This window comes from Bradyrhizobium huanghuaihaiense, from assembly GCF_007830635.1.
GTDB classification, from domain to species: Bacteria; Pseudomonadota; Alphaproteobacteria; order Rhizobiales; family Xanthobacteraceae; genus Bradyrhizobium; species Bradyrhizobium huanghuaihaiense.
The window spans coordinates 24,852-47,768 of the sequence record NZ_VLLA01000011.1 but is presented as its reverse complement, the minus strand read 5'-3'; the positions used below and the strand labels follow the sequence as shown (position 1 = coordinate 47,768).

Annotated in this window: 24 protein-coding genes; 7 read left to right on the top strand and 17 right to left on the bottom strand. The window is 64.4% G+C overall.

The features are described from left to right. The first annotated feature begins 58 nt into the window (after nt 1–58). Nucleotides 59–1,207, top strand: a complete 1,149-nt coding sequence (locus tag IQ16_RS22150; RefSeq protein WP_018646077.1) for an NHL repeat-containing protein — start codon at nt 59–61, stop codon at nt 1,205–1,207. 167 nt (nt 1,208–1,374) lie between these two features. Beyond that, nucleotides 1,375–2,598, top strand: coding sequence for an ABC transporter substrate-binding protein (locus IQ16_RS22145; protein WP_018646078.1), 1,224 nt, complete (start codon nt 1,375–1,377; stop codon nt 2,596–2,598). A 141-nt stretch (nt 2,599–2,739) separates the two neighbouring features. On the opposite strand, the gene IQ16_RS22140 is transcribed toward IQ16_RS22145, so the two are convergent. The 8 genes from IQ16_RS22140 to IQ16_RS22105 all read right to left on the bottom strand — a co-directional run bounded on the left by IQ16_RS22140 (nt 2,740) and on the right by IQ16_RS22105 (nt 11,742). After that, nucleotides 2,740–3,996 (bottom strand): TCR/Tet family MFS transporter, encoded by a 1,257-nt coding sequence (locus IQ16_RS22140; RefSeq protein ID WP_018646079.1) that lies wholly within the window; start codon nt 3,994–3,996, stop codon nt 2,740–2,742. Beyond that, complete coding sequence (gene der, locus IQ16_RS22135; RefSeq protein WP_018646080.1) at nt 3,993–5,375, bottom strand: ribosome biogenesis GTPase Der; 1,383 nt, start codon at nt 5,373–5,375, stop codon at nt 3,993–3,995. Before der ends, IQ16_RS22140 begins: the two co-directional genes overlap by 4 nt. A 50-nt stretch (nt 5,376–5,425) precedes the next feature. After that, entirely contained in the window at nt 5,426–5,980 is a 555-nt protein-coding gene (locus IQ16_RS22130; protein WP_018646081.1) for a hypothetical protein, read from the bottom strand. Between the two features lie 43 nt (nt 5,981–6,023). Continuing rightward, nucleotides 6,024–6,677, bottom strand: a complete 654-nt coding sequence (locus IQ16_RS22125; RefSeq protein ID WP_018646082.1) for a tetratricopeptide repeat protein — start codon at nt 6,675–6,677, stop codon at nt 6,024–6,026. Nucleotides 6,678–6,846: 169 nt separating this feature from the next. Continuing rightward, a complete protein-coding gene (locus tag IQ16_RS22120; RefSeq protein WP_018646083.1) occupies nt 6,847–8,439 on the bottom strand; it encodes a class I adenylate-forming enzyme family protein in 1,593 nt (530 codons plus the stop codon). 69 nt (nt 8,440–8,508) lie between these two features. Continuing rightward, nucleotides 8,509–9,093 (bottom strand): NnrU family protein, encoded by a 585-nt coding sequence (locus tag IQ16_RS22115; RefSeq protein WP_018646084.1) that lies wholly within the window; start codon nt 9,091–9,093, stop codon nt 8,509–8,511. 195 nt (nt 9,094–9,288) lie between these two features. Next, nucleotides 9,289–9,867, bottom strand: coding sequence for a hypothetical protein (locus tag IQ16_RS22110; RefSeq protein WP_018646085.1), 579 nt, complete (start codon nt 9,865–9,867; stop codon nt 9,289–9,291). A gap of 252 nt (nt 9,868–10,119) precedes the next feature. After that, entirely contained in the window at nt 10,120–11,742 is a 1,623-nt protein-coding gene (locus tag IQ16_RS22105; RefSeq protein ID WP_018646087.1) for a peptide chain release factor 3, read from the bottom strand. Between the two features lie 159 nt (nt 11,743–11,901). Here IQ16_RS22105 and sugE point away from each other — a divergent pair, with 159 nt between their 5' ends. Continuing rightward, nucleotides 11,902–12,216, top strand: a complete 315-nt coding sequence (sugE, locus tag IQ16_RS22100; RefSeq protein ID WP_018646088.1) for a quaternary ammonium compound efflux SMR transporter SugE — start codon at nt 11,902–11,904, stop codon at nt 12,214–12,216. Here sugE and IQ16_RS22095 read toward each other — a convergent pair. The 7 genes from IQ16_RS22095 to IQ16_RS22065 form a co-directional block, all read right to left on the bottom strand. Next, nucleotides 12,209–13,216: an inorganic phosphate transporter gene (locus IQ16_RS22095; RefSeq protein ID WP_018646089.1), complete on the bottom strand. Its 1,008-nt coding sequence runs from the start codon at nt 13,214–13,216 to the stop codon at nt 12,209–12,211. The genes sugE and IQ16_RS22095 overlap by 8 nt on opposite strands. Before the next feature lie 12 nt (nt 13,217–13,228). Further along, complete coding sequence (locus IQ16_RS22090; protein WP_018646090.1) at nt 13,229–13,873, bottom strand: DUF47 domain-containing protein; 645 nt, start codon at nt 13,871–13,873, stop codon at nt 13,229–13,231. Nucleotides 13,874–14,029: 156 nt separating this feature from the next. After that, the gene (locus IQ16_RS22085; RefSeq protein WP_018646091.1) at nt 14,030–14,998 is read right to left on the bottom strand and encodes a branched-chain amino acid ABC transporter permease; all 969 of its coding nucleotides are present in this window, start codon (nt 14,996–14,998) and stop codon (nt 14,030–14,032) included. 1 nt (nt 14,999) lies between these two features. Beyond that, nucleotides 15,000–15,863 (bottom strand): branched-chain amino acid ABC transporter permease, encoded by an 864-nt coding sequence (locus tag IQ16_RS22080; protein ID WP_008551982.1) that lies wholly within the window; start codon nt 15,861–15,863, stop codon nt 15,000–15,002. A gap of 67 nt (nt 15,864–15,930) precedes the next feature. Further along, nucleotides 15,931–17,148, bottom strand: coding sequence for an ABC transporter substrate-binding protein (locus IQ16_RS22075; RefSeq protein WP_018646092.1), 1,218 nt, complete (start codon nt 17,146–17,148; stop codon nt 15,931–15,933). Nucleotides 17,149–17,187: 39 nt separating this feature from the next. Then, a complete protein-coding gene (locus tag IQ16_RS22070; protein ID WP_018646093.1) occupies nt 17,188–17,934 on the bottom strand; it encodes an ABC transporter ATP-binding protein in 747 nt (248 codons plus the stop codon). Beyond that, nucleotides 17,927–18,682 carry an ABC transporter ATP-binding protein gene (locus IQ16_RS22065; RefSeq protein WP_008551999.1) on the bottom strand — a complete coding sequence of 252 codons (756 nt, stop codon included), beginning with the start codon at nt 18,680–18,682 and terminating at the stop codon, nt 17,927–17,929. Before IQ16_RS22065 ends, IQ16_RS22070 begins: the two co-directional genes overlap by 8 nt. Nucleotides 18,683–19,017: 335 nt before the next feature. On the opposite strand from IQ16_RS22065, the gene IQ16_RS22060 reads away from it, so the two are divergent. Then, complete coding sequence (locus IQ16_RS22060; RefSeq protein ID WP_035667416.1) at nt 19,018–19,665, top strand: PAS domain-containing protein; 648 nt, start codon at nt 19,018–19,020, stop codon at nt 19,663–19,665. Between the two features lie 22 nt (nt 19,666–19,687). On the opposite strand, the gene IQ16_RS22055 is transcribed toward IQ16_RS22060, so the two are convergent. Next, complete coding sequence (locus IQ16_RS22055; RefSeq protein ID WP_018646095.1) at nt 19,688–20,041, bottom strand: ArsC family reductase; 354 nt, start codon at nt 20,039–20,041, stop codon at nt 19,688–19,690. Between the two features lie 105 nt (nt 20,042–20,146). Between IQ16_RS22055 and IQ16_RS22050 the strand changes: the two genes are divergently transcribed. From IQ16_RS22050 to IQ16_RS22040, 3 genes are all read left to right on the top strand, one after another. Continuing rightward, nucleotides 20,147–20,518 (top strand): tRNA-binding protein, encoded by a 372-nt coding sequence (locus tag IQ16_RS22050; RefSeq protein WP_026312471.1) that lies wholly within the window; start codon nt 20,147–20,149, stop codon nt 20,516–20,518. A gap of 218 nt (nt 20,519–20,736) precedes the next feature. Then, a complete protein-coding gene (locus IQ16_RS22045) occupies nt 20,737–21,369 on the top strand; it encodes a TetR/AcrR family transcriptional regulator (protein ID WP_018646097.1) in 633 nt (210 codons plus the stop codon). Nucleotides 21,370–21,372: 3 nt separating this feature from the next. Next, complete coding sequence (locus IQ16_RS22040; RefSeq protein WP_018646098.1) at nt 21,373–22,155, top strand: sulfite exporter TauE/SafE family protein; 783 nt, start codon at nt 21,373–21,375, stop codon at nt 22,153–22,155. A 2-nt stretch (nt 22,156–22,157) separates the two neighbouring features. On the opposite strand, the gene IQ16_RS22035 is transcribed toward IQ16_RS22040, so the two are convergent. Next, a complete protein-coding gene (locus tag IQ16_RS22035) occupies nt 22,158–22,862 on the bottom strand; it encodes a glutathione S-transferase family protein (RefSeq protein ID WP_018646099.1) in 705 nt (234 codons plus the stop codon). Between the last annotated feature and the right edge of the window lie 55 nt (nt 22,863–22,917).

The window sequence follows — 22,917 nt, the reverse complement described above, 5'->3', positions numbered from 1 at the left end:
ATTGACTGCCCGCGCTCAGGCGGCAGCAAGCCGCAAGCCAACAAAAAGGGAGGTTGCCATGGCGCCATGGCATGATCGCGCAGGCTCTGCGCGTGCGCTCGCATATATCTCTCACGCCTTTTCCATCCTGATCGCGGCCATCGCATTTGTGCTTCCGGGCACGGCGACTGCGGGTGACGTCCCGACTTTCGCGGTCGACGCCTCCTGGCCAAAGCAACTGCCGAACAACTGGATCCTCGGCCAGGTCGGCGGCATCACCGTCGACTGGCAGGGCCACATCTGGGTGATCCATCGGCCGCGCTCGCTGACCGATGACGAGAAAGGCGCGAGCCTCAACCCGCCGCGCTCGAAATGCTGCGTGTCGGCGCCGCCCGTGCTCGAATTCGACAGCGACGGCAATTTGCTGCGCTCATGGGGCGGCCCGGGCGAAGGCTACGAATGGGTCGGCCGCGAGCACGGCATCGAGGTCGACGAGCGCGGCTTCGTCTGGATCGGCGGCAATGCCGACAATGACAACGCCATTTTGAAGTTCACGCTCGACGGCAAGTTCGTCGCCCAGATCGGCAAGATCGCGCCGAGCCTCGGCAGCAACGACACGACGCAGCTCGGCAAGCCCGCGGAGACCGCGATCGACAAGGAGGCGAACGAAATCTACGTCGCCGACGGCTACGGCAACCGCCGCGTCATCGTGTTCGACGCGACGACGCTCGCCTACAAGCGGCACTGGGGCGCCTACGGCAACAAGCCCAGCGACGACAAGCAGGGTCCTTACGACCCCAAGGCGCCGGTTGCCCAGCAGTTCGGCAATCCGGTCCATTGCGTGAAGCTCGCCAATGACGGCCTCCTCTATGTCTGCGACCGCATAAACAACCGTATCCAGGTGTTCAAAAAGGACGGCACCTTCGTGAAGGAGTTCTTCTTCGAGAAGAACACGCTCGGCAACGGCGCGGTGTGGGACATCGCGATCTGGCCCGATCCGAAGCAGACCTATTTGCTCAGCGCCGACGGCGAGAACAACGAGATCAGGGTCATCAAGCGCGATGACGGCAGCGTGGTCGGCAGCTTCGGGCACAGCGGCCGCAACGCCGGTCAGTTCCATTGGGTGCACGCCATGGCGATCGATGCCAAGGGTAACGTCTATACCGCCGAGGTCGATACCGGAAAGCGCATCCAGAAATTCAAGCTGACCTCGGATGCGCTCAAATAGCGTCTCAACGCATTTTGCCCAAAAGTTAACCGACGGATGACGCTACGACGCAGCGTCATCCGCATTTAGGCGCATTGCCGGGACCTGCGGGACACGGTAGAGCCATCGACAGGAACAAGGCTCCGCAAGAGAGCCGTCCGCATATTTGACAGTGGAGGAGACCTTTCATGACGACATTCGCGCACCGCACTGCGGCTCTTTTGGCATGCGCCACCTTCGGTTTTGCAACATCCGCCTACGCGCAGGACAAGACCGTCAAGATCGGCGTGCTCAACGACATGTCGAGCCTGTATGCCGACATCGGCGGCCCGAACTCGGTCGCCGCCGTGAAAATGGCGGTCGAGGATTCCGGCCTGAAGGCCAAGGGCTGGACCATCGAGGTCCTCTCCGGCGATCACCAGAACAAGCCCGATATCGGCGTCAACATCGCCCGGCAATGGATCGACAACGACAAGGTTGACGTCATCTCGGACACGCCGAGCTCGGGCGTGGCGCTCGCGGTGAACAACCTCGTCAAGGAAAAGAACTCGGTGCTGCTCAATTCGGGCGCGGCCACCGCTGACCTCACCGGCAAGGCCTGCACGCCGAACACCGTCTCCTACACCTACGACACCTACATGCTCGCCAACGGCACCGGCAAGGCGCTGACCAAGGCCGGCGGCGACAGCTGGTTCTTCCTGACCGCAGACTACGCCTTCGGCCATGCGCTCGAGCGCGACACCAGCGCCGTCGTCACCGCCAATGGCGGCAAGGTGCTCGGCGGCGTCAAGCACCCGCTCAACAGCTCCGATTTTTCGTCCTTCCTGCTGCAGGCGCAGTCCTCGAAGGCGAAGATCATCGGCCTCGCCAACGCAGGCGGCGACACCACCAACGCGATCAAGCAGGCCGCCGAATTCGGCATCGTCTCCGGCGGTCAGAAGCTTGCCGCGCTGCTGCTGTTCATCAACGACGTGCACTCACTGGGCCTGAAGACCGCACAGGGCCTGACCTTCACCGAGTCCTTCTACTGGGACCTCAACGACCAGACCCGCGAATGGTCGAAGCGCTTCCAGAAGGTTTCACCCAAGGGCTCGATGCCGTCGATGACGGTCGCGGGGCTGTACGCCGGCATCCTGCATTACCTGAAGGCGATGGATGCGCTCGGAGCCAACCCGCATGACGGCGCCAAGGTCGTCGCCAAGATGAAGGAGCTGCCGACCGACGATCCGCTGTTCGGCAAGGGCCCGCTGCGCGCCGACGGCCGCCGCCTCATCCCGGCCTATCTGTTCGAGGTGAAGAAGCCGGAGGAGTCGAAGGGCCCGTGGGACTATTACAAGCTGGTCGCCACCATCGCGCCGGAAGACGCGGCCAAGCCGCTCGAGGCGAGCGATTGTCCGCTGGTGAAGAAATAGGAAGTCGTAGGGTGGGTTAGCACGCGGCTGCGCGAAGCGCAGTCCGCTGGCGTAACCCACCACTTCTGCCTCTGCGGAAATGAAAGAGGTGGGTTACGCCTCGCGGTTTGCGCTTCGCGCGACCCGCGAGGCTAACCCACCCTACGAGACCGTCTTCGTTGCAGCCAGCGCCCGCACCGCGATCGCGACGCATATCACCATCAGCACCGCCGCGAGCAGGAACGGCGCGCCGGGCAGGTGCAGCGGCGCACTGGTGCCGATGAAGAACGAAAACGTCAGCGTGAACAGGAACGGGCCGACGAGCTGCGACACGCTCTGCACGCTCGCGGTCGCGCCCTGCAGCTGGCCCTGCTGATCGGGCGCGACCAGCCGCGTCATCAGCGACTGCATGGCCGCACCCGAGATGCCCCACAGCGACAGCACGGGAATGCCGAGCCAGGACAGCGGTCCGGTCGGCGCAGCGCCCAGGATCACGAAGCCGATCGCGCCACAGCACAAGCCCATCAGCATTGCGTTCCGCTCGCCCAGCAGGCGCACGATCGGGCCGATCGCGAGCCCCTGCGCCACCATGGTGCAGATGCCGACCATGGCCAGCGTCAGGCCCACGGTCTTGGAATCCCAACCGTAGCGATAGGTCGCATAGAGCACGAAGGTCGACGGCAGCACCACATGCGCGACCTGCGCGATGAAATTGACGATCGACAGCCCGGCCAATGCCGCGTTGGATCGCAGCAGACGCAGTGCCCCGACCGGATTGGCGCTGGTCCAGCGGAACGGCGCACGCTTCTCGGGCGCCAGCGATTCCGGCAGGACGAAGAGCCCATAGAGCGCATTGGCAAAGCTCAAGGCCGCCGCGGCCCAGAACGGCAGCCGCGGATCGATGTCGCCGAGCAGACCGCCGAGCGCCGGACCCAGGATGAATCCTGCACCGAACGCCGCGCCGATCCTGCCGAACACCGCCGCCCGCTGTTCCGGCGGCGTGATGTCCGAGATGTAGGCGAAGGCGGTCGAGATGCTCGCCGAAGTGACGCCGGAGATCAGGCGGCCGATGAACAGCCACGTCAGCGACGGCGCGAGCGCCATCAGCACATAGTCGGCGGCGAGCCCGAAATTCGACAGCAGCACCACCGGCCGCCGTCCGAAGCGATCCGACAGCGCGCCAAGCATCGGCGAGAACACGAACTGCATCAGCGCCCAGGCGGTGCCGAACAGTCCGAAAATGCGCGCCGCATGCGCCGTGTCGTTGCCGACGAAGCTCTCGACCAGCTTTGGCAGGATCGGCATGATCACGCCGATCGCGAGCATGTCGAGCAGGATGGTCACGAAGATGAAGGCGACCGCGCCGCGCCGGACCGGCGCAGCGGCTGACGCTGTCGCCTCTCCCGGCCCGTCGCTCATGACGGCCGCTTGCGCTTGTGCGCGAAGGGATTGGCCTTCTCGCGCAGGGTGATGCGCACCGGCGTGCCCGGCAGCTCGAAGGTCTCGCGCATCGAATTGGTGAGGTAGCGCAGGTAGGATTGTGGCACCGCATCGGCACGCGAGCAGAACAGCACGAAGCTCGGCGGACGCGCCTTGGTCTGCGTGATGTAGTTCAGCTTCAGCCTGCGGCCGGACACCGCCGGCGGCGGATTGGCCTGGATCGCCTGCTCGAACCAGCGATTGAGCGCAGCGGTCGGCACGCGCCGGTTCCAGATTGCGTAGGCGTCCTGGATCGCCTGCATCAGGCGATCGATGCCCTCGCCCATCAGGCCCGAGACGGCGACGATGGGCACGCCCTTGACCTGCGGCAGCCAGTGATCGGCATCGCGGCGCAAGTTCGAGATCGCGCCGCCGCCCTTGGTCTCCATCAGGTCCCATTTGTTGGCGGCAAGCACGATTGCGCGGCCCTCGCGCTCGATCAGATCGGCGATGCGCAGATCCTGCTCCTCGAAGCGGTTCTGGGTGTCCATCATCAGCACGACGACTTCGGCAAAGCGCACCGCGCGCAGCGCGTCGGCGACCGAGAGCTTTTCCAGCTTCTCCTCGATGCGCGAGCGCCGGCGCAGGCCGGCGGTGTCAAACACGCGGAAATCGCGGCCCTTCCAGTTGATCTCGACCGCGATGGAATCGCGCGTGGTGCCGGCCTCCGGGCTCGTCAGCAGGCGCTCCTCGCCGAGCAGATGGTTGATCAGCGTCGACTTGCCGGCATTGGGCCGGCCGACGATGGCAACCCGGATCGGACGCGTCGCTGCCTCCTCCTCGGAGAGCGGCTCGTCGTCCTCGACCTCATCGTCCTCGATGGGCTCCGGCATGAGCTTGGCGAGCGCATCGTAAAGCTCACCCATGCCCTCGCCGTGCTCGGCCGAGATCTGGATGGGATCGCCGAGGCCGAGCGCGAAGGATTCCATCGCGCCGGCGTCGCCATGCTTGCCCTCGCTCTTGTTGGCGACCAGCAGCACCGGCTTGTTGGCCTTGCGGGCGAAATCGGCGAAGGCGCGATCGGTGGGCGTGAGGCCGATGCGGGCATCGATCACGAAGAACAGCGCGTCGGCCTGCGCGATCGCAGTCTCGGTCTGCTCCTGCATGCGCGCGGTGAGCGAGCCCCTGGCGCCCTCGTCGAGGCCGGCGGTGTCGATGATGGTGAATTCGAGATCGCCGAGCCTGGCCTCCCCCTCGCGGCGATCGCGGGTGACGCCCGGCAGGTCATCGACGAGCGCGAGCTTCTGCCCGACCAGACGGTTGAACAGCGTCGATTTGCCGACATTGGGCCGGCCGATGATGGCGATCGTGAAGGACATCGGTCATTCGTGCGCTGCCGGGGCTGCGCCTGTCAATGCAGGTGGAATTATTAGCGCGAGAAGCTGCCGCTCGGCATCGGGGCCGGGAAAGCACCCTGCGATTGCTGCTGTGTGGTCTGGGTCGGTTGCGCCTGCTGGACCGGCTGATCCGGCGGCGGCGCGGTGGTGCGCTTGCGCACGATCTTCTGCTTGGGCGGAGGCGCGGCGGTGGGCGGCGCGGCCTCGGGCTGGACCTCGCCATCGACCTCGCCGGCAGGCGCCTCAGCCGGTGTGGCGGCAGCGGCGGCCGGCTGATGGGTCTTCTTCGCCTTGGCACCCTTGGCCGGTTTGGCCGGCTCGGGCGGCGGCGGCTCGGTCGGCAGAGCGGCGACCGCGGGCGCGTTCGGATCCGGCTGCTGCTGCGCGCCCTTGTACATCTCCTTCGGGACACCCTGCTCGAGGCCCGGAACGCCCTCGGGGAAGACCGGCTTGCGATCGCCCGGCAGCTTCTTCTTGGTGTCGAGGAAGTCGAGCATGTCGCTTGGATCGAAGCTGGAGCAGCCGCCCAGGACGCCCGTGAAGGCGATCAGGACGGCGGCTGCGATCAGGCGTGGCGTACGGCGCATATCGTATCTCGTCAGGTCAGAGAGCCCGTCGGTCAGCTCTTGGTCAGCTTTTGGCGACGGGCGGCAGCAGAGCCGCCAGCGCCTCGGCACGAGAACGCAGGCCGGGTGGCGTTTCGCCGTCCTCGGCAATCGTGTCGAGCCATTTGCGGGCCGCAGTCATGTCGTTGTTGCGCCAGGCCGACAGCGCCAGCATCTCGCGCGCGGTGTGGCGGAACGTCGATTTCGGGGTGGCGGAGGCCTCCAGCCGCTGCTGGATGTCGGCATAGGAGGCGCTGTCGACCAGAAGGCCGGCGGCGCGAATCCTGGCCAGATCCTGCCATTCGCCGCCCACGCCACGGTCGGCGGCGATGTCGTCATACAGCTTGGCGGCCGCCTTGGGATCACGGCTTGCCGCCTCGGCCGCAGCGCGCAGCCGCGCCAGGGTGCGATAGCCGAAGGGAGCCTTGGCGGCGAGCTCGGTGAAGGCGGTCTCGGCCTCGGCGTGCTTGCCCTGCTCGGACAGCTCGACGGCTTTCTCGAAGGCGGCGCCGGCCTCGGCGGCCTTCTGGGCCTCCAGATATTGGTAGCCGCGCCAGCCGCCGACGGCGGCCACGACCAGCACCATCAGGGCGATGAAGTAGATCGAATACTTGTCCCACAGCTTCTTGAGCTGTTCGCGACGTACTTCCTCGTCGACTTCGTCAAATAATTCAGACACTTATGCTAATCCCATGCCCGTCCGGGTACGCGCGCCAAGGCGTTCGCGTCAGGAATCCCGTCCCCCGTGTGGCGGCGAGGTACCCTAACGATATGGCGGTGGCAAGGCAAAGCGAGCCCGATCAAGGCGTTAACCACCCGGCGGAGCCCGGGAGGCGACCTGCCCCCGCTCAGGTTCCGAGGCGCTCCCGCAGCTGCCGCTTCAGCACCTTGCCATTGGCGTTGCGCGGCAGCGGCTCCGATGTGATCGCCATGGTCTCGGGGACCTTGTAGTCGGACAGCCGCTCGGCGCACCAGGCGCGCAAGTCGGCGTCGGCAACAGGCGCGCGGGTCACCACCACAGCGTGGACGCGCTCACCCAGCACCGGGCAGGCCCTGGCGATGATCGCGCTCTCGATCACCGCGGGGTGGCCCGCCAGCACGGATTCGACCTCGGCCGAATAGATCTTCAGGCCGCCGCGATTGATCATGTCCTTCTGCCGGTCGAACACGCGGACGAAGCCTTGTGCATCGACCGAGCCGAGATCGCCCGAGTGCCAGAAACCGCTCGTGAAGCTTTCGGCGGTGGCTTTCGGATTATTCCAGTAGCCCTTGATGACGGAGGCGCTCCGGATCCAGAGCTCGCCGATCTCGCCGGGAGGCAGCTCGCGCCAGTCCGCTCCCATCGCAATAATGCGCGCGCCGGGACACGGCAGGCCGACGCTGTCGATATGCCTCGCCGTCAATTCGCCCGGCATGATCGTCGAGGGCGACGTCGTCTCGGTCGCGCCGTAGCAGTTCATCAGCTTGAGGCCGGGAATGGTCGCCTTGAGCTTCTCTATGATGGCGACCGGCATCGGCGCACCGCCGAAGCCGCCGATACGCCAGCTCGACAGATCATAGCTGTCGAAATCGGGCTGCAGCAGGCAGAGATTGTACATCGCCGGCACCATTACGGTGTAGGTGACGCGCTCGCGCGCGGCGAGCTTGAGATAATCGGCGGCCTTGAATTCCGGCATGATGATCAGCGCGCCGGCGCAGCGGATCATGGTGGTGATGTTGGCGACGACGCCGGTGACGTGGCCGAGCGGCACGGCCGCGATGGAACGGTCCGCTTGCGTCAATTGCAGGCAGGAGACGAAGACCATCGAGGAATGCACGATGTTGCAATGGGCGAGCATCGCGCCCTTCGGCTTGCCTGTCGTGCCCGAGGTGTAGAGGATCATCGCGGTATCCTCCTCGCTCGTCTCGACGGGCGCAGGCGCCGGGGAATTGTCTGCGAGCATCGCGAAGCGCGACAGATGCGGATCGTCATCGACAGCGATGCGGTGGATGACGTCGGGGACATCAGGCGCCTCGGGCAGCCGCTCGGCGAGCCCCGCTTCATAGATCAGGATCTTCGCGCCGCAATCGGCAAGCACATAGGCGATCTCAGGCTTCTGCTGGCGCGTGCTGAGCAGCACCGTGACGAGGCCCTCATGCGCGGCGGCAAACAGCAGCAGCGGAAATTCGATGCGGTTGCCGAGCAGGATCGCGACACGATCGCCGCGCTGCAGGCCGAGCTTGCGCAAACCCGCGGCGATCTGCGCGGCCCGCTCCACCGCCTGCCGCCAGCTCAGCCGGACATTGCCTGCGATCAGCGCTTCACCATCGGGATTGCGGGCGCAGGCGTCCGCGATCATCGCCCAGAGACTGGCCGGCCGGTCACAGAACGCCGGCACTACCCGATCGCCGAAGCGCGCCTCGAGGTGCATCGGCGGGATTTTTGAATGCGACCAGTCCATCGGAGGCCTCGGCTTGTTGCTTTGTCACCTTCCGCGCACGGGCATGCCGAGCTGTCTTGCGCTGATCGGCTAGACCCCCACGACGGGAACACCGATCACGACGGGATGGAACGCAAAGGCCAGCGCCAGATAGGCAACGACGCCGACGGCAACCGCGATCAGATCATTGGTGACGCCGCCGACCGGAATCGGCGGGCCGCCGGCATCCTTGCGATGCTTCAGCGAGATGCGGTCATAGACCGCCCAGCCCAGGAACGAGCCGAACAGGATGATCGAGCCGAGGTCGCCATTGGCGAGCAGATGCGCCGCCGCCCACAGCTTGATGCCGGCCAGCATCGGATGCTTCAGCGTCGCATAGATGCGGCCGCGCAAATAGGAGGCGACCACCAGGATGACGGCGGGCAGCATCAGCGCGAGCGTGATGTGCTTGAGCGCCTTCGGCGGGTACCAGACGTCGATCCAGCCGGAGCTGCGATAATGGGAAAAGCCCCAGATGATCAGCGCCAGTCCCGCAAGCGAGACCACTGCGTAGAGGAGCTTGTAGGTCCCCTCGCCCAGCCTAGCGATGGCCTGCGCGCGCGCCTCGCGTTTCGTGGTGAAAACATGGGCCGCGAAAAACAGCACCAGCCCCAGGATCATGACCAGCAGACCCATGACATCCTCCCCTCAAGCAGCCCCCGCCCCTGAGGTATCATCGATTGGCCGATGGTCGCAACTCTCTCACCCCCTCATGGTGAGGAGCGCGCCCTTCGCGTCTCGAACCATGCAGGCCCGGCTGTCGCGACAGCGTGGCCTTTCATCCTTCGAGACGCGCGTGAAGAACGCGCTCCTCAGGATGAGCGGATAGAGCTACTTTCCGAGCTCCCTGTTATCGACGTAGCGGATCGCGATCGGTCGGCCGGCCAGGGCACCACCGAGGCCGCTGGTGAATTTCAGCGGCAGGCAGGCTTTCAGCGATGAATTGATCGCGTCAAGATAAGTCGTGCGGGTGGCGGCCGGCACGCCCGCGGTCGCAAAGGTCAAGCGCGGCGGGCCGATCAGGCCGCCAGCCTTGTTGAAGCTGAAGCGTACCGCCATCTGCATGCCCGCCCGCGCATTGTCCGCCGGCGGCGACCAGCAGGTGCGCAGCTCGGCGAAGAGGTCGCCGATCGTGTCGAGATCGTGATCCGGCTTCTGGTATTTTGCGCGATCGGCCTCGGACGGAACGCTCTCGATCGTGAGCTGGAGGTTCTGGCCGTAGGGGTAATCGATCTCGGGAATGCAGGGGCCGGGCTCGAGGGGACTGCAATAGTACGGCGTGCACGGCCGATAGTCGAGCACGCTGCACGGCTCGTGCGCAAACGGAATCGGATTGATCTGGCGTCGCTGCGCATCGGCGGCGATCGTCGAGATCGTCAGCAGGAGAAAAACCAGGATGATACGCCACATGCTGCGAACTCACAGGGTCCCTTAGCTGAAACGTGGCATTGCCCCCGATGACGTCAAGCCTCCGATCGTTCACATGCTTGCGTTCAGGCACACTGTCGTCGCCCGGCTTGACCGGGCGACCCAGTACTCCGAGACGGCAGTGATTGAATCGATGGGCTGCGGCGTACTGGATGCCCCGGTCAAGCCGGGGCATGACAGCGGAGGGTGTGGCTGCGCAGTGTGTGCCCGCGCGGCGGTGGGCGCAGCGGCACCCTAGCCCTTCTTCTTGACGTCCTTGACGTTGGTGAACTCGATACCCTCGGCGCGTTCCCTGGTGTAACCGAGATAGAACTCGTTCCTGGCGAGATACACGGGATCGCCGTCGACATCGTCGGCGATGCTCGAGGTGTTGGCGGCAATAAAAGTGTCGAGCTTCTTGCGATCGTCCGAGGAGACCCAGCGCGCCAGCTGGAACTCGCTGACCTCGAACTCGACCGGCAGCGAATATTCCGCCTCCAGGCGCGCCTTCAGCACGTCGAGCTGCAGCGCACCGACGACGCCGACCAGCGCCGGGGCGCCGTCGCGCGGGCGGAACACCTGCACCACGCCCTCTTCCGACATCTGCTGCAGCGCTTCCTTCAGCTTCTTCGCCTTCATCGCGTCGGTGAGACGGACGCGGCGGACGATTTCCGGCGCGAAGCTCGGCACACCGACGAAGGTGAAATCCTCGCCCTCGGTCAGCGTGTCGCCGATGCGCAGCGTGCCGTGATTGGGAATGCCGACGACGTCGCCGGCAAAGGCTTCGTCCGCAACCGAACGATCCTGCGCGAAGAAGAATTGCGGGCTCGACAGCGGCATGCTCTTGCCGGTGCGCACCAGCTTCGCCTTCATGCCGCGGCTGAGCTTGCCCGAGCACAGGCGCGCGAAGGCGATACGGTCGCGGTGGTTCGGATCCATGTTGGCCTGGATCTTGAACACGAAGGCGCTCATGCGCGGATCGGTGGCCTCGACCTTGCGCTGGTCGCTCTCCTGCGCGCGCGGCTCGGGCGCGAATTTGCCGAGGCCTTCCAGCAAGTCGCCGACGCCGAAATTGCGCAGCGCGCTGCCGAAATAGACCGGCGTCAGATGGCCCTCGCGGAATGCGCCGAGCTCGAACGGTTTCGAGGCCTCGGTGACGAGCTCGAGCTCGTCCTTCACCGCGGAGACGTCGAGATTGGCGTTGAGCTTGGCGAGCTCGGCGATCTCGATCTGCTGTGCCGCGCCGGTCTTGGCGCCGCCGCCTTCGAGCAGACGCACGCCGCCGTTGACGACGTCGTAGGTGCCGAGGAAGTCGCGGCCGCGGCCGACCGGCCAGGTCATCGGCGTGGTGTCGAGCGCCAGCGTCTTCTCGATCTCGTCGAGCAGCTCGAACACGTCGCGGCTCTCGCGGTCCATCTTGTTGATGAAGGTGATGATCGGGATGTCGCGCAGACGGCACACCTCGAACAGCTTTCGCGTGCGCGCCTCGATGCCCTTGGCGGCGTCGATCACCATCACGGCGGAGTCAACCGCGGTGAGCGTGCGATAGGTGTCTTCCGAAAAGTCCTCGTGACCCGGCGTGTCCAGCAGGTTGAACACGAGGCCCTCGAACTCGAAGGTCATGACCGAGGTCACGACCGAGATGCCGCGCTCACGCTCGATCTTCATCCAGTCCGAACGCGTGTTGCGCCGCTCGCCCTTGGCCTTGACCTGACCGGCGAGGTTGATGGCGCCGCCGAACAGCAGCAGCTTCTCGGTCAGCGTGGTCTTGCCGGCGTCGGGGTGGGAGATGATCGCAAAGGTCCGCCGCCGCGCCACCTCGGTGGCAAGCGGGGAACGGGCCGGCGATTCGGCTGTGGTGGTGGCGATGTCGGACATGGCGGGAGCGTTTGGCAGGGAAAATGGGCCTGATCAAGCCCGATTTGGTGATTGCGGAGCCCCTCGGCCAGCCCCATATCGGCCGATGGGAGGGACGGCCCTCCTATCCCACCAGCATATCAGCCGCGGGGACGACCCTGCCGTGAATGGAGGGTCGTCATGGCCTGGAGCATCCTGTTCGTCGCCGGTCTTCTCGAGATCACCTGGGCGATCGGCCTGAAATACACCGAGGGTTTTTCCAGGCTTGTTCCCTCCGTCATCACGCTCGCGGCGATGGCCGGCAGCGTCATCCTGCTCGGGGTCGCGCTCAAATCGCTGCCGGTCGGGACCGCCTATGCGGTCTGGACCGGGATCGGCGCGGTCGGCACCGCAACGCTCGGCATCTTCCTGTTCGGGGAGCCGGCCACGGCCTTCCGCCTCGCCAGCATCGGACTGATCGTCGCCGGCATCGTCGGGTTGAAGCTCGTCACCTGACGAAGATCCTGACCGCCCACCAAGTCAGCGCGGCCACGATGGCCGAGGCCGGAATCGTGATCACCCAGGCATAGACGATCGAGCTTGCGACGTTCCAGCGCACGGCCGAGACGCGGCGGGCCGCGCCGACACCGACGATGGCGCCGGTGATGGTGTGGGTGGTCGAGACGGGAACCCCGAGGAAGGTCGCCATGAACAGGGTCACCGCGCCGCCCGTTTCGGCGCAAAAACCCTGCATCGGCGTCAGCTTGGTGATGCGCAGGCCCATGGTGCGGACGATGCGCCAGCCGCCCATCAGCGTGCCCAGCGCCATCGCCGCCTGGCAGGACAGCACCACCCAGAACGGCACCGAGAACTCGCTGCCGAGATGGCCTTGCGAATAGAGCAGCACGGCGATGATGCCCATGGTCTTCTGCGCGTCATTGCCGCCATGGCCGAGCGAATAGAGCGAGGCGGAGGCGAATTGCAGGATGCGGAAGGCGCGATCCACGGCAAAGGGCGTCGAGCGCACCGAGGCCCAGGACACGATCGCAACCAGCATCATCGCGAGCAGGAAGCCGACCAGCGGCGACAGCACGATCGCCAGCACCGTCTTGGACAATCCGCTCCACACCGCCGCCGAAATCCCCGCCTTGGCCATGCCGCCGCCGACGAGGCCGCCGATCAGCGCGTGCGAGGACGAGGACGGGATGCCGAGCGCCCAGGTCACGAGGTTCCAGACGATGGCGCCGACGAGAGCGGCGAAGATCACCTGGGCATCGACGATCGAGGGATCGATGATGCCGGTGCCGATGGTCTGGGCGACATGCAGGCCGAACACCATGAAGGCGACGAAATTGAAGAACGCGGCCCAGAACACCGCGAATTGCGGCCGCAACACGCGGGTCGACACGATGGTCGCGATCGAATTGGCGGCGTCGTGCAGGCCGTTCAGGAAGTCGAACAGCAGCGCGACGGCGATCAGTCCGACCAGGACGGGAACACCCAACGCAGCATCCACAGCAGCCCTGCCCTACACTTGCTCGATGACGATGCTGTTGATCTCGTTCGCGACGTCATCGAAGCGGTCGGCCACCTTCTCGAGGTGGTCGTAGATCTCGGCGCCGACGATGAAATCCATCGCGTTGCCGTCGCGATGCTTCAGGAACAGCTCCTTCAGCCCGATGTCGTGGAGATCGTCGACCCGGCCCTCGAGCTTGGTCAGCTCTTCCGTGATCGCGGTCAGCATGGCGACGTTCGGGCCAATCGACTGCATCAGCGGCAGCGCCCGGCCGACCAGATTGGCGCATTCGATCAGAAGCGCGCCGATCTCCCGCATCGGCGGCTCGAAGGCGCGGACCTCGAACAGCATCACGGCCTTGGCCGTCTGCTGCATCTGGTCGATGGCATCGTCCATCGAGGTGATGAGATTCTTGATGTCGCCGCGATCGAACGGGGTGATGAAGGTGCGGCGCACCGCCGTCAGCACCTCGCGGGTGATGTTGTCGGCATCGTTCTCGAACTGGTTGACGCGCTGGCAATAGACCGGCGTCTCCTCGCCCCCGTTGAGCACGCCCTGGAGCGCGATCGCGCCCTGGATCACGGTCTGGGCATGGCGGTCGAACAGGTCGAAGAACCGTTCTTCCTTGGGCAGGAACGCGCGAAACCATCGCATCATGGGGACAGGCTACCGGTTGGAAATGGCCCGGCCCGGATGGGCCGTCACAAAACTGTCATAGACCATTTTCGATCCGCGCGCGTGCCACCTCACGCCCGCGGAGCCGGATCATCCACCGCTTTCAAGAAGCAGACAATATTCCGTCAAATCAATTACTTAGAGCGACCGCCGGAAGTAATGCGCGATTTCACCGATGACGCCGCGGCGGAAGGTGAGAACGCAGATCACGAAGATCGAGCCCTGGATCACCGTCACCCACTGGCCGAAGCTCGCCAGATATTGCTGCATGGCGATGATTACGAAGGCGCCGACCACGGGGCCGAAGATGGTACCGAGCCCGCCGACCAGCGTCATCAGCACGACCTCGCCCGACATCGACCAATGCACGTCGGTGAGCGAGGCATTCTGGGCCACGAACACCTTCAGCGATCCGGCGAAGCCCGCCAGCGTGCCGGACAGGACGAAGGCCAGAAACTTGTACTGGTCGGTCCGGTAGCCCAGCGAGATGGCGCGCTGCTCGTTCTCGCGGATCGACTTCAGCACCTCGCCAAACGGCGAGTTGATGATGCGGAAGATCAACAGGAACCCGGCGAGGAAGCCAGCCAGCACGACATAGTACAGGACCGTCGGCTTGGACAGATCGAGGACGCCGAACATGTGTCCCTGCGGAATGCCCTGGATGCCGTCCTCACCATGGGTGAACGGGGCCTGGAGGTAGATGAAGTACAGCAGCTGGGACAGCGCCAGCGTGATCATCGAGAAATAGATGCCCTGGCGGCGGATCGAGATGTAGCCGGTCACGATCGAGAGCGCGAAAGCCGCGGCAACGCCGACGAGGATGCCGAGCTCCGGCGGCAGCCCCCACACCTTCAGCGCATGCGCGCTGCAGTAGCCGGCGGTCCCCAGGAACATCGCGTGGCCGAACGACAGCAGGCCGCCATAGCCGATCAGAAGATTGAAGGCGCAGGCAAGCAGCGCAAAGCACAGCGCCTGCATCACGAAGAACGGATAGACCCCGGTGAATGGCACCGCCGCCAGCAGCAGCGCCATCACCACGAATACGATCATCTCGTCGCGCATCGCACGCGGTGTCGCACGCAGCGTATCGTCCGTCAGGGTTGTCATATCAGGCCGCCCTTCCCGTCAATCCCGTTGGCTTCACCAGCAGCACCAGCACCATCAGCACGAACACGACGGTGTTGGAGGCCTCGGGGTAGAAATACTTGGTCAGGCCCTCGATCACACCGAGCGCGAAGCCGGTGATGATGGAGCCCATGATCGATCCCATGCCGCCGATCACCACCACGGCGAACACGACGATGATGAGGTCGGCGCCCATCAGCGGGCGCACCTGGTTGATCGGCGCCGAGAGCACGCCGGCGAGCGCCGCAAGGCCGACGCCGAGACCGTAGGTCAGCGTGATCATGCGCGGCACGTTGATGCCGAAGGCGCGGACCAGCGTCGGGTTTTCGGTGGCGGCGCGCAGGTAAGCGCCGAGTTGCGTCTTCTCGATCAGGAACCAGGTGGCAAGACACACCACCAGCGAGAACACGACGACCCAGCCGCGATAGATCGGCAGGAACATGAAGCCGAGATTCATGCCGCCCTTGAGCTGGTCCGGAATGGCGTAAGGCAGGCCGGAGGAGCCGAAATAGTTCTGGAACACGCCCTGCACGATCAGCGCGATGCCGAAGGTCAAGAGCAGGCCGTAGAGATGGTCGAGCCCGGTCAGCCATTGCAGCATGGTCCGCTCCAGGATCATGCCGAAGATGCCGACGATGATCGGCGCCAGCAGCAACGCCCACCAGTAATTGATGCCGCCGAGGTTCAGGAGGAAATAGGCGACGAAGGCGCCCATCATGTAGAGCGCGCCATGGGCGAAGTTGATGATGTTGAGCATGCCGAAGATCACGGCAAGCCCGAGACTGAGCAACGCGTAGAACGAGCCGTTGATCAGTCCCACCAGTAGCTGTGCGTAGAGAGCCTGCATCGGGATTAGCTTCCGCCACCAAAATGAAAGCCCGCCGGCGGCACGACCGCCCGGCGGGCCACGAGAGTTATTTCTTCACCAGCGGACAGACGCTCTCGGAGAGCGGCCGGAACGCCTGGTCAGCGGGGACGGTGCCCACCAGCTTGTAGTAGTCCCACGGCCCCTTCGATTCCGAGGGCTTCTTGACCTCGAACAGGTAGGCCGGGTGAATCTTGCGGCCATCGACCCGGATACTGCCCTGACCGAACAGCGGATCGTCCGTCGGCATCGACTTCATCTTCTCGACCGCCTTGGCGCCGTCATGCGGATTGCCGCCCATCGCCTCGAGTGCCTTGAAGTAATGGACCAAGCCCGAATAGACACCGGCCTGCACCATCGAAGGCATCGCCTTGTTCTTCATGCGCTCCGAAAAGCGCTTGGAGAAGGCCCGCGTTCCGTCGTTGAGATCCCAATAGAAGGTTTCGGTGAAATTGAGCCCCTGCGCCACGTTCAAGCCGAGCGAGTGAACGTCGGTGATGAACAACAGCAGCCCCGCAAGCTTCTGCCCGCCGGCAACGATGCCGAACTCGGCGGCCTGCTTGATCGAATTGGTGGTATCGCCGCCGGCATTCGCAAGACCGACGATCTTCGCCTTCGATGCCTGTGCCTGCAAAAGGAACGAGGAGAAGTCCGAGGAATTGAGTGGATGCTTGACGCTGCCGAGCACCTTGCCGCCCGCCTTCTGCACCACCGCCGCGGTGTCGCGCTCCAGCGCCGCGCCGAACGCATAGTCGGCCGTCAGGAAGAACCAGGAATCGCCGCCAGCCTTCACCAGCGCCTGACCGGTGCTGTTGGCCAGCATGTAGGTGTCATAGACCCAATGGATCGTGTTCGGCGAACATTGGGCGTTCGTCAGATCCGACGTCGCCGCACCCGTGTCGATCAGGATCGAATTCTTCTCCTTGACGACATTGTTGACCGCGAGTGCGACACCGGAGTTCAGCACATCCATGAAGATGTCGACCTTCTCGACGTCGATCCATTGGCGCGCGATGGTGGTGGCGATATCGGGCTTGTTCTGATGATCGGCGGAGATCAAGTCGATCTTCCAGCCCTTGGCGGCAAGCCCGGAATCCTCGATCGCCATCTGGGCAGCCAGCGTGGAGCCCGCGCCACCGAGGTCGGAATAGAGACCGGAATTATCGGTCAGGACGCCGATCTTGACGGTCTTGTCCTGTGCCGACGCGCCGCTTGCGACGAATCCCAACGCCATGCCGAGAAGAAGTGCAGAAAAATGCTGTTTCATATTCCCTCCGGGAAATCCTCTATTGAATGACTCGGGGCGTCAGACGCCGAGATAAGTATGCAGCTTGTTCATGTTCGCAGACAGTTCCGAGTTCGCAAAACCGTCGATCACCTTGCCGTGCTCGACGATGTAGTAGCGATCGGCGACGGTGGATGCGAAGCGGAAGTTCTGCTCGACCAGGAGGATCGTAAAGCCCTCCTTCTTGAGCCGCGCAATGGTATGGCCGATCTGCTGGATGATGACGGGCGCGAGGCCCTCGGTCGGCTCGTCCAGCATCAGGAAGCTCGCGCCGGTGCGCAGGATACGCGCGATCGCGAGCATCTGCTGCTCGCCGCCGGACAGCTTCGTGCCCTGGCTGTTGAGCCGTTCCTTCAGGTTCGGAAACAGATCGAAGATCTGCTCCAGCGGCAGTCCGCCTTCGCGCACCACCGGCGGCAGCATCAGATTCTCGCGGACGTCGAGGCTGGCGAATATCCCCCGCTCTTCCGGGCAGAACGCGATGCCCATCCGCGCGATCCTGTCGGAGGTGGCGCGAATGATCTCCTGGTTGTTGAACTTCACCGACCCGGTACGCTTGCCGATGATGCCCATGATCGACTTCAGCGTGGTGGTCTTGCCGGCGCCGTTGCGCCCGAGCAGGGTGACGACCTCGCCCGCATTCACGTCGAAGTTGATCCCGTGCAGGATGTGGGACTCGCCGTACCATGCTTCCAGGTTGCGGACCTGGAGGATGTTTCCGCCGGTCGCAGTCCTTGCCGGAGCCTCGGCGATCGCAGTGTCAGGCATGACCGGCTCCCAGGTAAGCTTCCTTGACGCGCTCGTCCTTGGTGAGCTCGCTGTAATGGCCTTGCGCGAGCACCTGCCCGCGCGTCAGCACGGTGATGATGTCGGAGAGATTGGCCACGACGCTTAAGTTATGCTCGACCATCAGGATGGTGTATTTCGCGGAGATGCGCTTGATCAGCGCCGCGATCTTGTCGATGTCCTCGTGGCCCATGCCGGCCATCGGCTCGTCCAGCAGCATCATCTCGGGGTCGAGCGCGAGCGTGGTTGCGATCTCCAGTGCACGCTTGCGCCCATAGGGCATCTCGACCGCGGGCGTGTTGGCAAACTCGCTGAGGCCGACATCGTTCAGCAGCTCGCGCGCGCGATCGTTGAAACGGTTGAGCACCGACTTCGAGCGCCAGAAATCGAAGGAACTGCCGTGCTGGCGCTGAAGCGCGACACGGACGTTTTCAAGCGCGGTGAGATGCGGAAATACCGCCGAGATCTGGAATGAACGGACAAGTCCCATGCGGGCGACGTCCGCCGGCGCCATCGCGGTGATGTCCTGCCCCTTGTACAGGATCTTTCCGGCAGACGGTTTGAGGAACTTGGTCAGAAGATTGAAACACGTCGTCTTGCCGGCGCCGTTCGGGCCGATCAACGCATGAATGCTCCCACGGCGAACCTTGAGCGCAACGTCGCGGACGGCGAAGAAGCCCGCGAACTCCTTGGTCAAGCCTTCCGTTTCGAGAATGAACTCATCGGCCAAACAGATTTCCCCCTGCCCGCGCAACGCGCGTGGCTGTCCTTGTTGCTTCGGCATTCCGGAGGTCTTGGAGCCCGTCCGGAACGCCGCCTCCGGGCGCGGAATATGCCGGAGGTGACGGGGGTTAGGCAAGGTGGAAAGCTGAGCAGATCAGGCCTCCGGCTGGGATACAAATGCTCCCTTAGTCGGAGATGTTTGATGTCGTGCCTGCCCGGCCTCCCGGTTCGCAAAAGCACCGGCCATCAAGCCGTCGTTAACGGTCTTTCGCCCCGCGCGCCAGCCTTCATAGAATATTTTCCCGCAAGCGGCATCATGCTGCGGGTATATCTGCCGGGAATATGGTTTTGGATTTCGCAAGCGCCGCTCCCTCCGTCGTCAAGTCCATCAGGCAGAGAGATCTGCTGAACACGTGGCTGCGACTTTATGCGCGCCAAGAGATCGCACCGGCGATCTGGGAATACCAGCCGGCGCGGCTCGAGGAAGAGCTGTCCGATCTCATCTATTATACGGTGGACAATTCGGCTGCCCACCCGCGCCTCATCATCCAGAGCGAAGGCACGCGCATCTCGCACGCCTACGGGCACACCGGCAAGGGCGTGCCGCTGGATGAATATATCGGGCCGCGGCTCGTGCCCTCAGTGATGCCCGTCTATCATGAATGCGTCGCGCGCGGGCTTCCGGTCTACAGCGTTGCCGACGTCGACGACATCTATGGGCGCGTCGTCGCCTATGAGCGCCTGCTGCTGCCGTTCCTGACCGACGACAAGGTCTGTCACGTCATCGCCTCGCTCAAGACCTTTTGCGAGGACGGCGGCTTCGAAATCAGGAATCTGATGCGCGGAAATGACGCGCTGCCGCGTCCCAAATTGTGCGCCGTGATCGACCGCGATCTCTTTCATCGCCCCCCCGGCCGCATCGCGGCCGCGGACGTCGTCGAGTTCGCCGATCAGGCTGGCGAGGCCACCGAGATCATCGAGCTGAACTAGAGCCGGCTTACTTGCCCCTGACTTACTTGGCCTTGACTTCCTTGGCATAGATATCGGGCTTGAAGCCGACCAGCAGCTTGCCGCCGACTTCCAGCACCGGCCGCTTGATCATCGACGGCTGCGCCAGCATCAACGCCAGCGCCTTCTTCTCGGTGAGGCCTTCCTTGTCGGAATCGGGGAGCTTCTTGAATGTCGTGCCGGCGCGATTGAGCAGCGTCTCCCAGCCGACCTTGTCGCTCCACTGCTTGAGCTTGTCCTTCTCGACGCCCGCGGCCTTGTAGTCGTGAAAGTCGTAAGCCACGCCATGACTGTCGAGCCAGGTGCGCGCCTTCTTCATGATGTCGCAGTTCTTGATGCCGTAGATGATGTTGGGCAAGACAACTCCTCGCGCATGCGTGATGCTTCGGCAGCGGCGTTGTACGAAACTCCGCTTCGCGCGACAATATTGCAAACGAAGCCCGCTCTGCAAAACGGACACATGATGCACGTCACCCACGATCCCGCGGCCGCCGCCTCGCCGACCATCGATTTCAACAGCTTCCTCGCGGTCGATATCCGCGTCGGCACCATCGTCGACGCCAAGCCGTTCCCGGAGGCGCGCAAGCCCGCCTGGCGTCTCTGGATCGACTTCGGACCCGCGATCGGCGTGCGCAAGAGCTCGGCGCAGATCACCGAGAACCATCCGCTCGAGACGCTGGTGGGACAACAGGTCGCGGCGGTCGTCAACTTTCCGCCGCGCCAGATCGGACCCGTTGTCTCGGAGGTGCTGACGCTCGGCTTTCCCGACGCCGACGGCAAGGTCGTCCTGGTGCAGCCGAGCAAGCCGGTGCCGAACGGCGGACGGCTGTTCTAGCCGCAACGCGACCACGGACCGCAGCTCCGCTCCTGCCCCGCGCGGTCGCAACGGCATAATCCCCCTGTTTCTCGTCCCCGACGGCCAGGACTTGACCAAAGCTCTCTTTGGCAATAAAAATGACTGACTGATCGTTTTTTATTTCTGTGGCGGAGAAGTCGGCCAAAACTCGCCAACAACTAAAACGATCGACCGGTCAGCTATTGAGGGACAGCCCAATGCCCAAGATCAGCGACAAGCAGCGCGAAGGCCGGCGGCAGCAGATCCTCGAGGCCGCCCTCGCCTGCTTCGCGGAAGACGGCTTTCACCAGACCGGCATGGCCGACATCGTCAAACGATCGGGACTCAGCCACGGCGCCGTCTATCTCTACTTCCAGAGCAAGGACGATCTGATCGAGGCGCTGGCCGACGACCGGCATCGGCGCGAGGCCGTGCTCAACTCGGTCGCGCAGGGATCGGGCGACCCGATTGAAGGACTGCACGCGCTGGTTCGCGTCTACGCGCAATGGCTCACCGATCCCGCCGGCGAAGCGCGGCGGCGCGTCGGCATCCATGGCTGGGCCGAGGCCTTGCGCAACCGCCGCGTCCGCAGCAGCGTCGTCGAAGGCATCGACATGCCGCGCGCCCTGATCGTGGCACTCGTCGAACGTGGTCAGCATGACGGCCTCATCAAGCGCGACCTCGGCGCCGAAGCGATCGCGCGCATGCTGATCGCGATCTTCCAGGGCTTCGTGCTGCAGAAAAGCTGGGGCGAGGATTTTGATGTCGCAGCCTGCATGGCGGCGGTCGATGGCGTGATCGACGGTCTGCGCACGACCAGGCCGGACGTCAAGCGACGGACCAGGACATGAACGATGAGCTGGATCCATGAACTCCTCGCCGGCGGCGGCGTCGGTCTCGTCGCGGGATTGGCGTCGGGTTTTACGGGCACGAGTCCGGGTGGCGGCCTCGTCATCTTCTCCGTGCTGTTGCTCGGGGCCGAGCAACACGTCGCACAGGGAACGTCTTTGATCACGCAGATCCCTCCCACGGGCCTTGCCGGCGCGCGTCGCTATTGGCAGAGCGGCAATCGTAGTCCTCTGGCGTGGATCGCCTGGATCGGCCTCGGATTTCTCGTCGGCGGCGCGGGCGGCGGCTACGCCGCGGCGGCGGTGTCCGACGCAGCGCTGCAATGGACTTACGTCGTCTATCTCGTCGCGCTGATCGCAATGTTGCTTCTGCGCAGCGATCGCAAGGACGCCGGCAGCGAGCCTGGCGCACAAGACGAACTGCCCTGGCTGCCCCTGCTCCTCATCGGCACGCTGGCCGGATTTTCTTCCGGCTTCATGGGCATCGGCGGCGGGCTCGCGATCACCGTCGGCCTCGCCGCAGGCCTGCGCGTGCCGCAGCATCAGGCGCAACTCGTCAGCCTGATCTTCTCGGTGATCCCGACCAACATTCCCGCCGCCTCGATCTACTGGAGCAAGGGGCTCATGGTCGGCTGGTCAGCGATCCTCGGCATCCTGGCGGGCCTGTGGGTCGGCACCGATCTCGGCGCACGCGCGGCCAACGGCGTCAGCAAAGCCGCGCTGCGCCGAGCCATGATCGCCCTCGTCTCGCTGATGGCGCTCTACATGACCTACAAAGCGCTGAGCTGATCTTACGGCCGCTTCGGAATGTTCAGGCCGCGCTGCACCGCCGGCCGCGCAAGTCCCCGCTCGAGCCAGGCACCGACGGACTTGAACTGGCTGAACGCGACGAGCTCGCCCGCGCCGTAAAAGCCGATGAGGTTACGCACCCAGCCGAGCATGGAGATGTCGGCGATGGTGTAGTCGTCATCCGTGAACCATTGCCGGCCGGAAAGATGCGTCTCCATCACGCCGAGCAACCGCTTTGACTCGTCGACGTAGCGCTGCAGCGGCCGCTTGTCCTCAAAGTCCTTGCCGGCGAATTTGTGGAAGAACCCGACCTGGCCGAACATCGGCCCGATGCCGCCCATCTGGAAATGCAACCACTGGATGGTCTGGTAGCGCCGTGCGGCGTCCTCCGGCAGCAGCTTGCCGGTCTTCTCCGCGAGGTATTGCAGGATCGCTCCGGATTCGAACAGCGCCAGCGGCCTGCCGCCGGGACCGTTGGGATCGAGCATCGCCGGGATCTTGCCGTTCGGATTGAGCGAGAGGAATTCCGGCGTCTTCTGGTCGTCCTTGCCGAAATCGACGAGGTGGACTTCGTATGGCAGTCCGATCTCTTCCAGCATGATCGAAACCTTGACCCCGTTCGGCGTCGGCAACGAATAGAGCTGAAGCAGTTCGGGATTCTTGGCCGGCCAGCGCTTGGTGATGGGAAAGTCGGAGAGATCGGACATCGGGACCTTTGGTGCATGGACTGAGGCGCGCTCAATCTAGGCGAGATGCCGCACC

Coding starts and splice junctions, on each gene's coding strand:
- sugE (WP_018646088.1), top strand. CDS start 11,902: ATGGCCTGGAGCATCCTGTTCGTCGCCGGTCTTCTCGAGATCACCTGG.
- IQ16_RS22040 (WP_018646098.1), top strand. CDS start 21,373: ATGAGCTGGATCCATGAACTCCTCGCCGGCGGCGGCGTCGGTCTCGTC.
- IQ16_RS22150 (WP_018646077.1), top strand. CDS start 59: ATGGCGCCATGGCATGATCGCGCAGGCTCTGCGCGTGCGCTCGCATAT.
- IQ16_RS22075 (WP_018646092.1), bottom strand. CDS start 17,148: ATGAAACAGCATTTTTCTGCACTTCTTCTCGGCATGGCGTTGGGATTC.
- IQ16_RS22050 (WP_026312471.1), top strand. CDS start 20,147: ATGCACGTCACCCACGATCCCGCGGCCGCCGCCTCGCCGACCATCGAT.
- IQ16_RS22105 (WP_018646087.1), bottom strand. CDS start 11,742: ATGTCCGACATCGCCACCACCACAGCCGAATCGCCGGCCCGTTCCCCG.
- IQ16_RS22035 (WP_018646099.1), bottom strand. CDS start 22,862: ATGTCCGATCTCTCCGACTTTCCCATCACCAAGCGCTGGCCGGCCAAG.
- IQ16_RS22115 (WP_018646084.1), bottom strand. CDS start 9,093: ATGGGTCTGCTGGTCATGATCCTGGGGCTGGTGCTGTTTTTCGCGGCC.
- IQ16_RS22045 (WP_018646097.1), top strand. CDS start 20,737: ATGCCCAAGATCAGCGACAAGCAGCGCGAAGGCCGGCGGCAGCAGATC.
- IQ16_RS22085 (WP_018646091.1), bottom strand. CDS start 14,998: ATGACAACCCTGACGGACGATACGCTGCGTGCGACACCGCGTGCGATG.
- IQ16_RS22060 (WP_035667416.1), top strand. CDS start 19,018: ATGGTTTTGGATTTCGCAAGCGCCGCTCCCTCCGTCGTCAAGTCCATC.
- der (WP_018646080.1), bottom strand. CDS start 5,375: ATGTCCTTCACGATCGCCATCATCGGCCGGCCCAATGTCGGCAAATCG.
- IQ16_RS22080 (WP_008551982.1), bottom strand. CDS start 15,863: ATGCAGGCTCTCTACGCACAGCTACTGGTGGGACTGATCAACGGCTCG.
- IQ16_RS22145 (WP_018646078.1), top strand. CDS start 1,375: ATGACGACATTCGCGCACCGCACTGCGGCTCTTTTGGCATGCGCCACC.
- IQ16_RS22140 (WP_018646079.1), bottom strand. CDS start 3,996: ATGAGCGACGGGCCGGGAGAGGCGACAGCGTCAGCCGCTGCGCCGGTC.
- IQ16_RS22120 (WP_018646083.1), bottom strand. CDS start 8,439: ATGGACTGGTCGCATTCAAAAATCCCGCCGATGCACCTCGAGGCGCGC.
- IQ16_RS22070 (WP_018646093.1), bottom strand. CDS start 17,934: ATGCCTGACACTGCGATCGCCGAGGCTCCGGCAAGGACTGCGACCGGC.
- IQ16_RS22130 (WP_018646081.1), bottom strand. CDS start 5,980: ATGCGCCGTACGCCACGCCTGATCGCAGCCGCCGTCCTGATCGCCTTC.
- IQ16_RS22090 (WP_018646090.1), bottom strand. CDS start 13,873: ATGATGCGATGGTTTCGCGCGTTCCTGCCCAAGGAAGAACGGTTCTTC.
- IQ16_RS22110 (WP_018646085.1), bottom strand. CDS start 9,867: ATGTGGCGTATCATCCTGGTTTTTCTCCTGCTGACGATCTCGACGATC.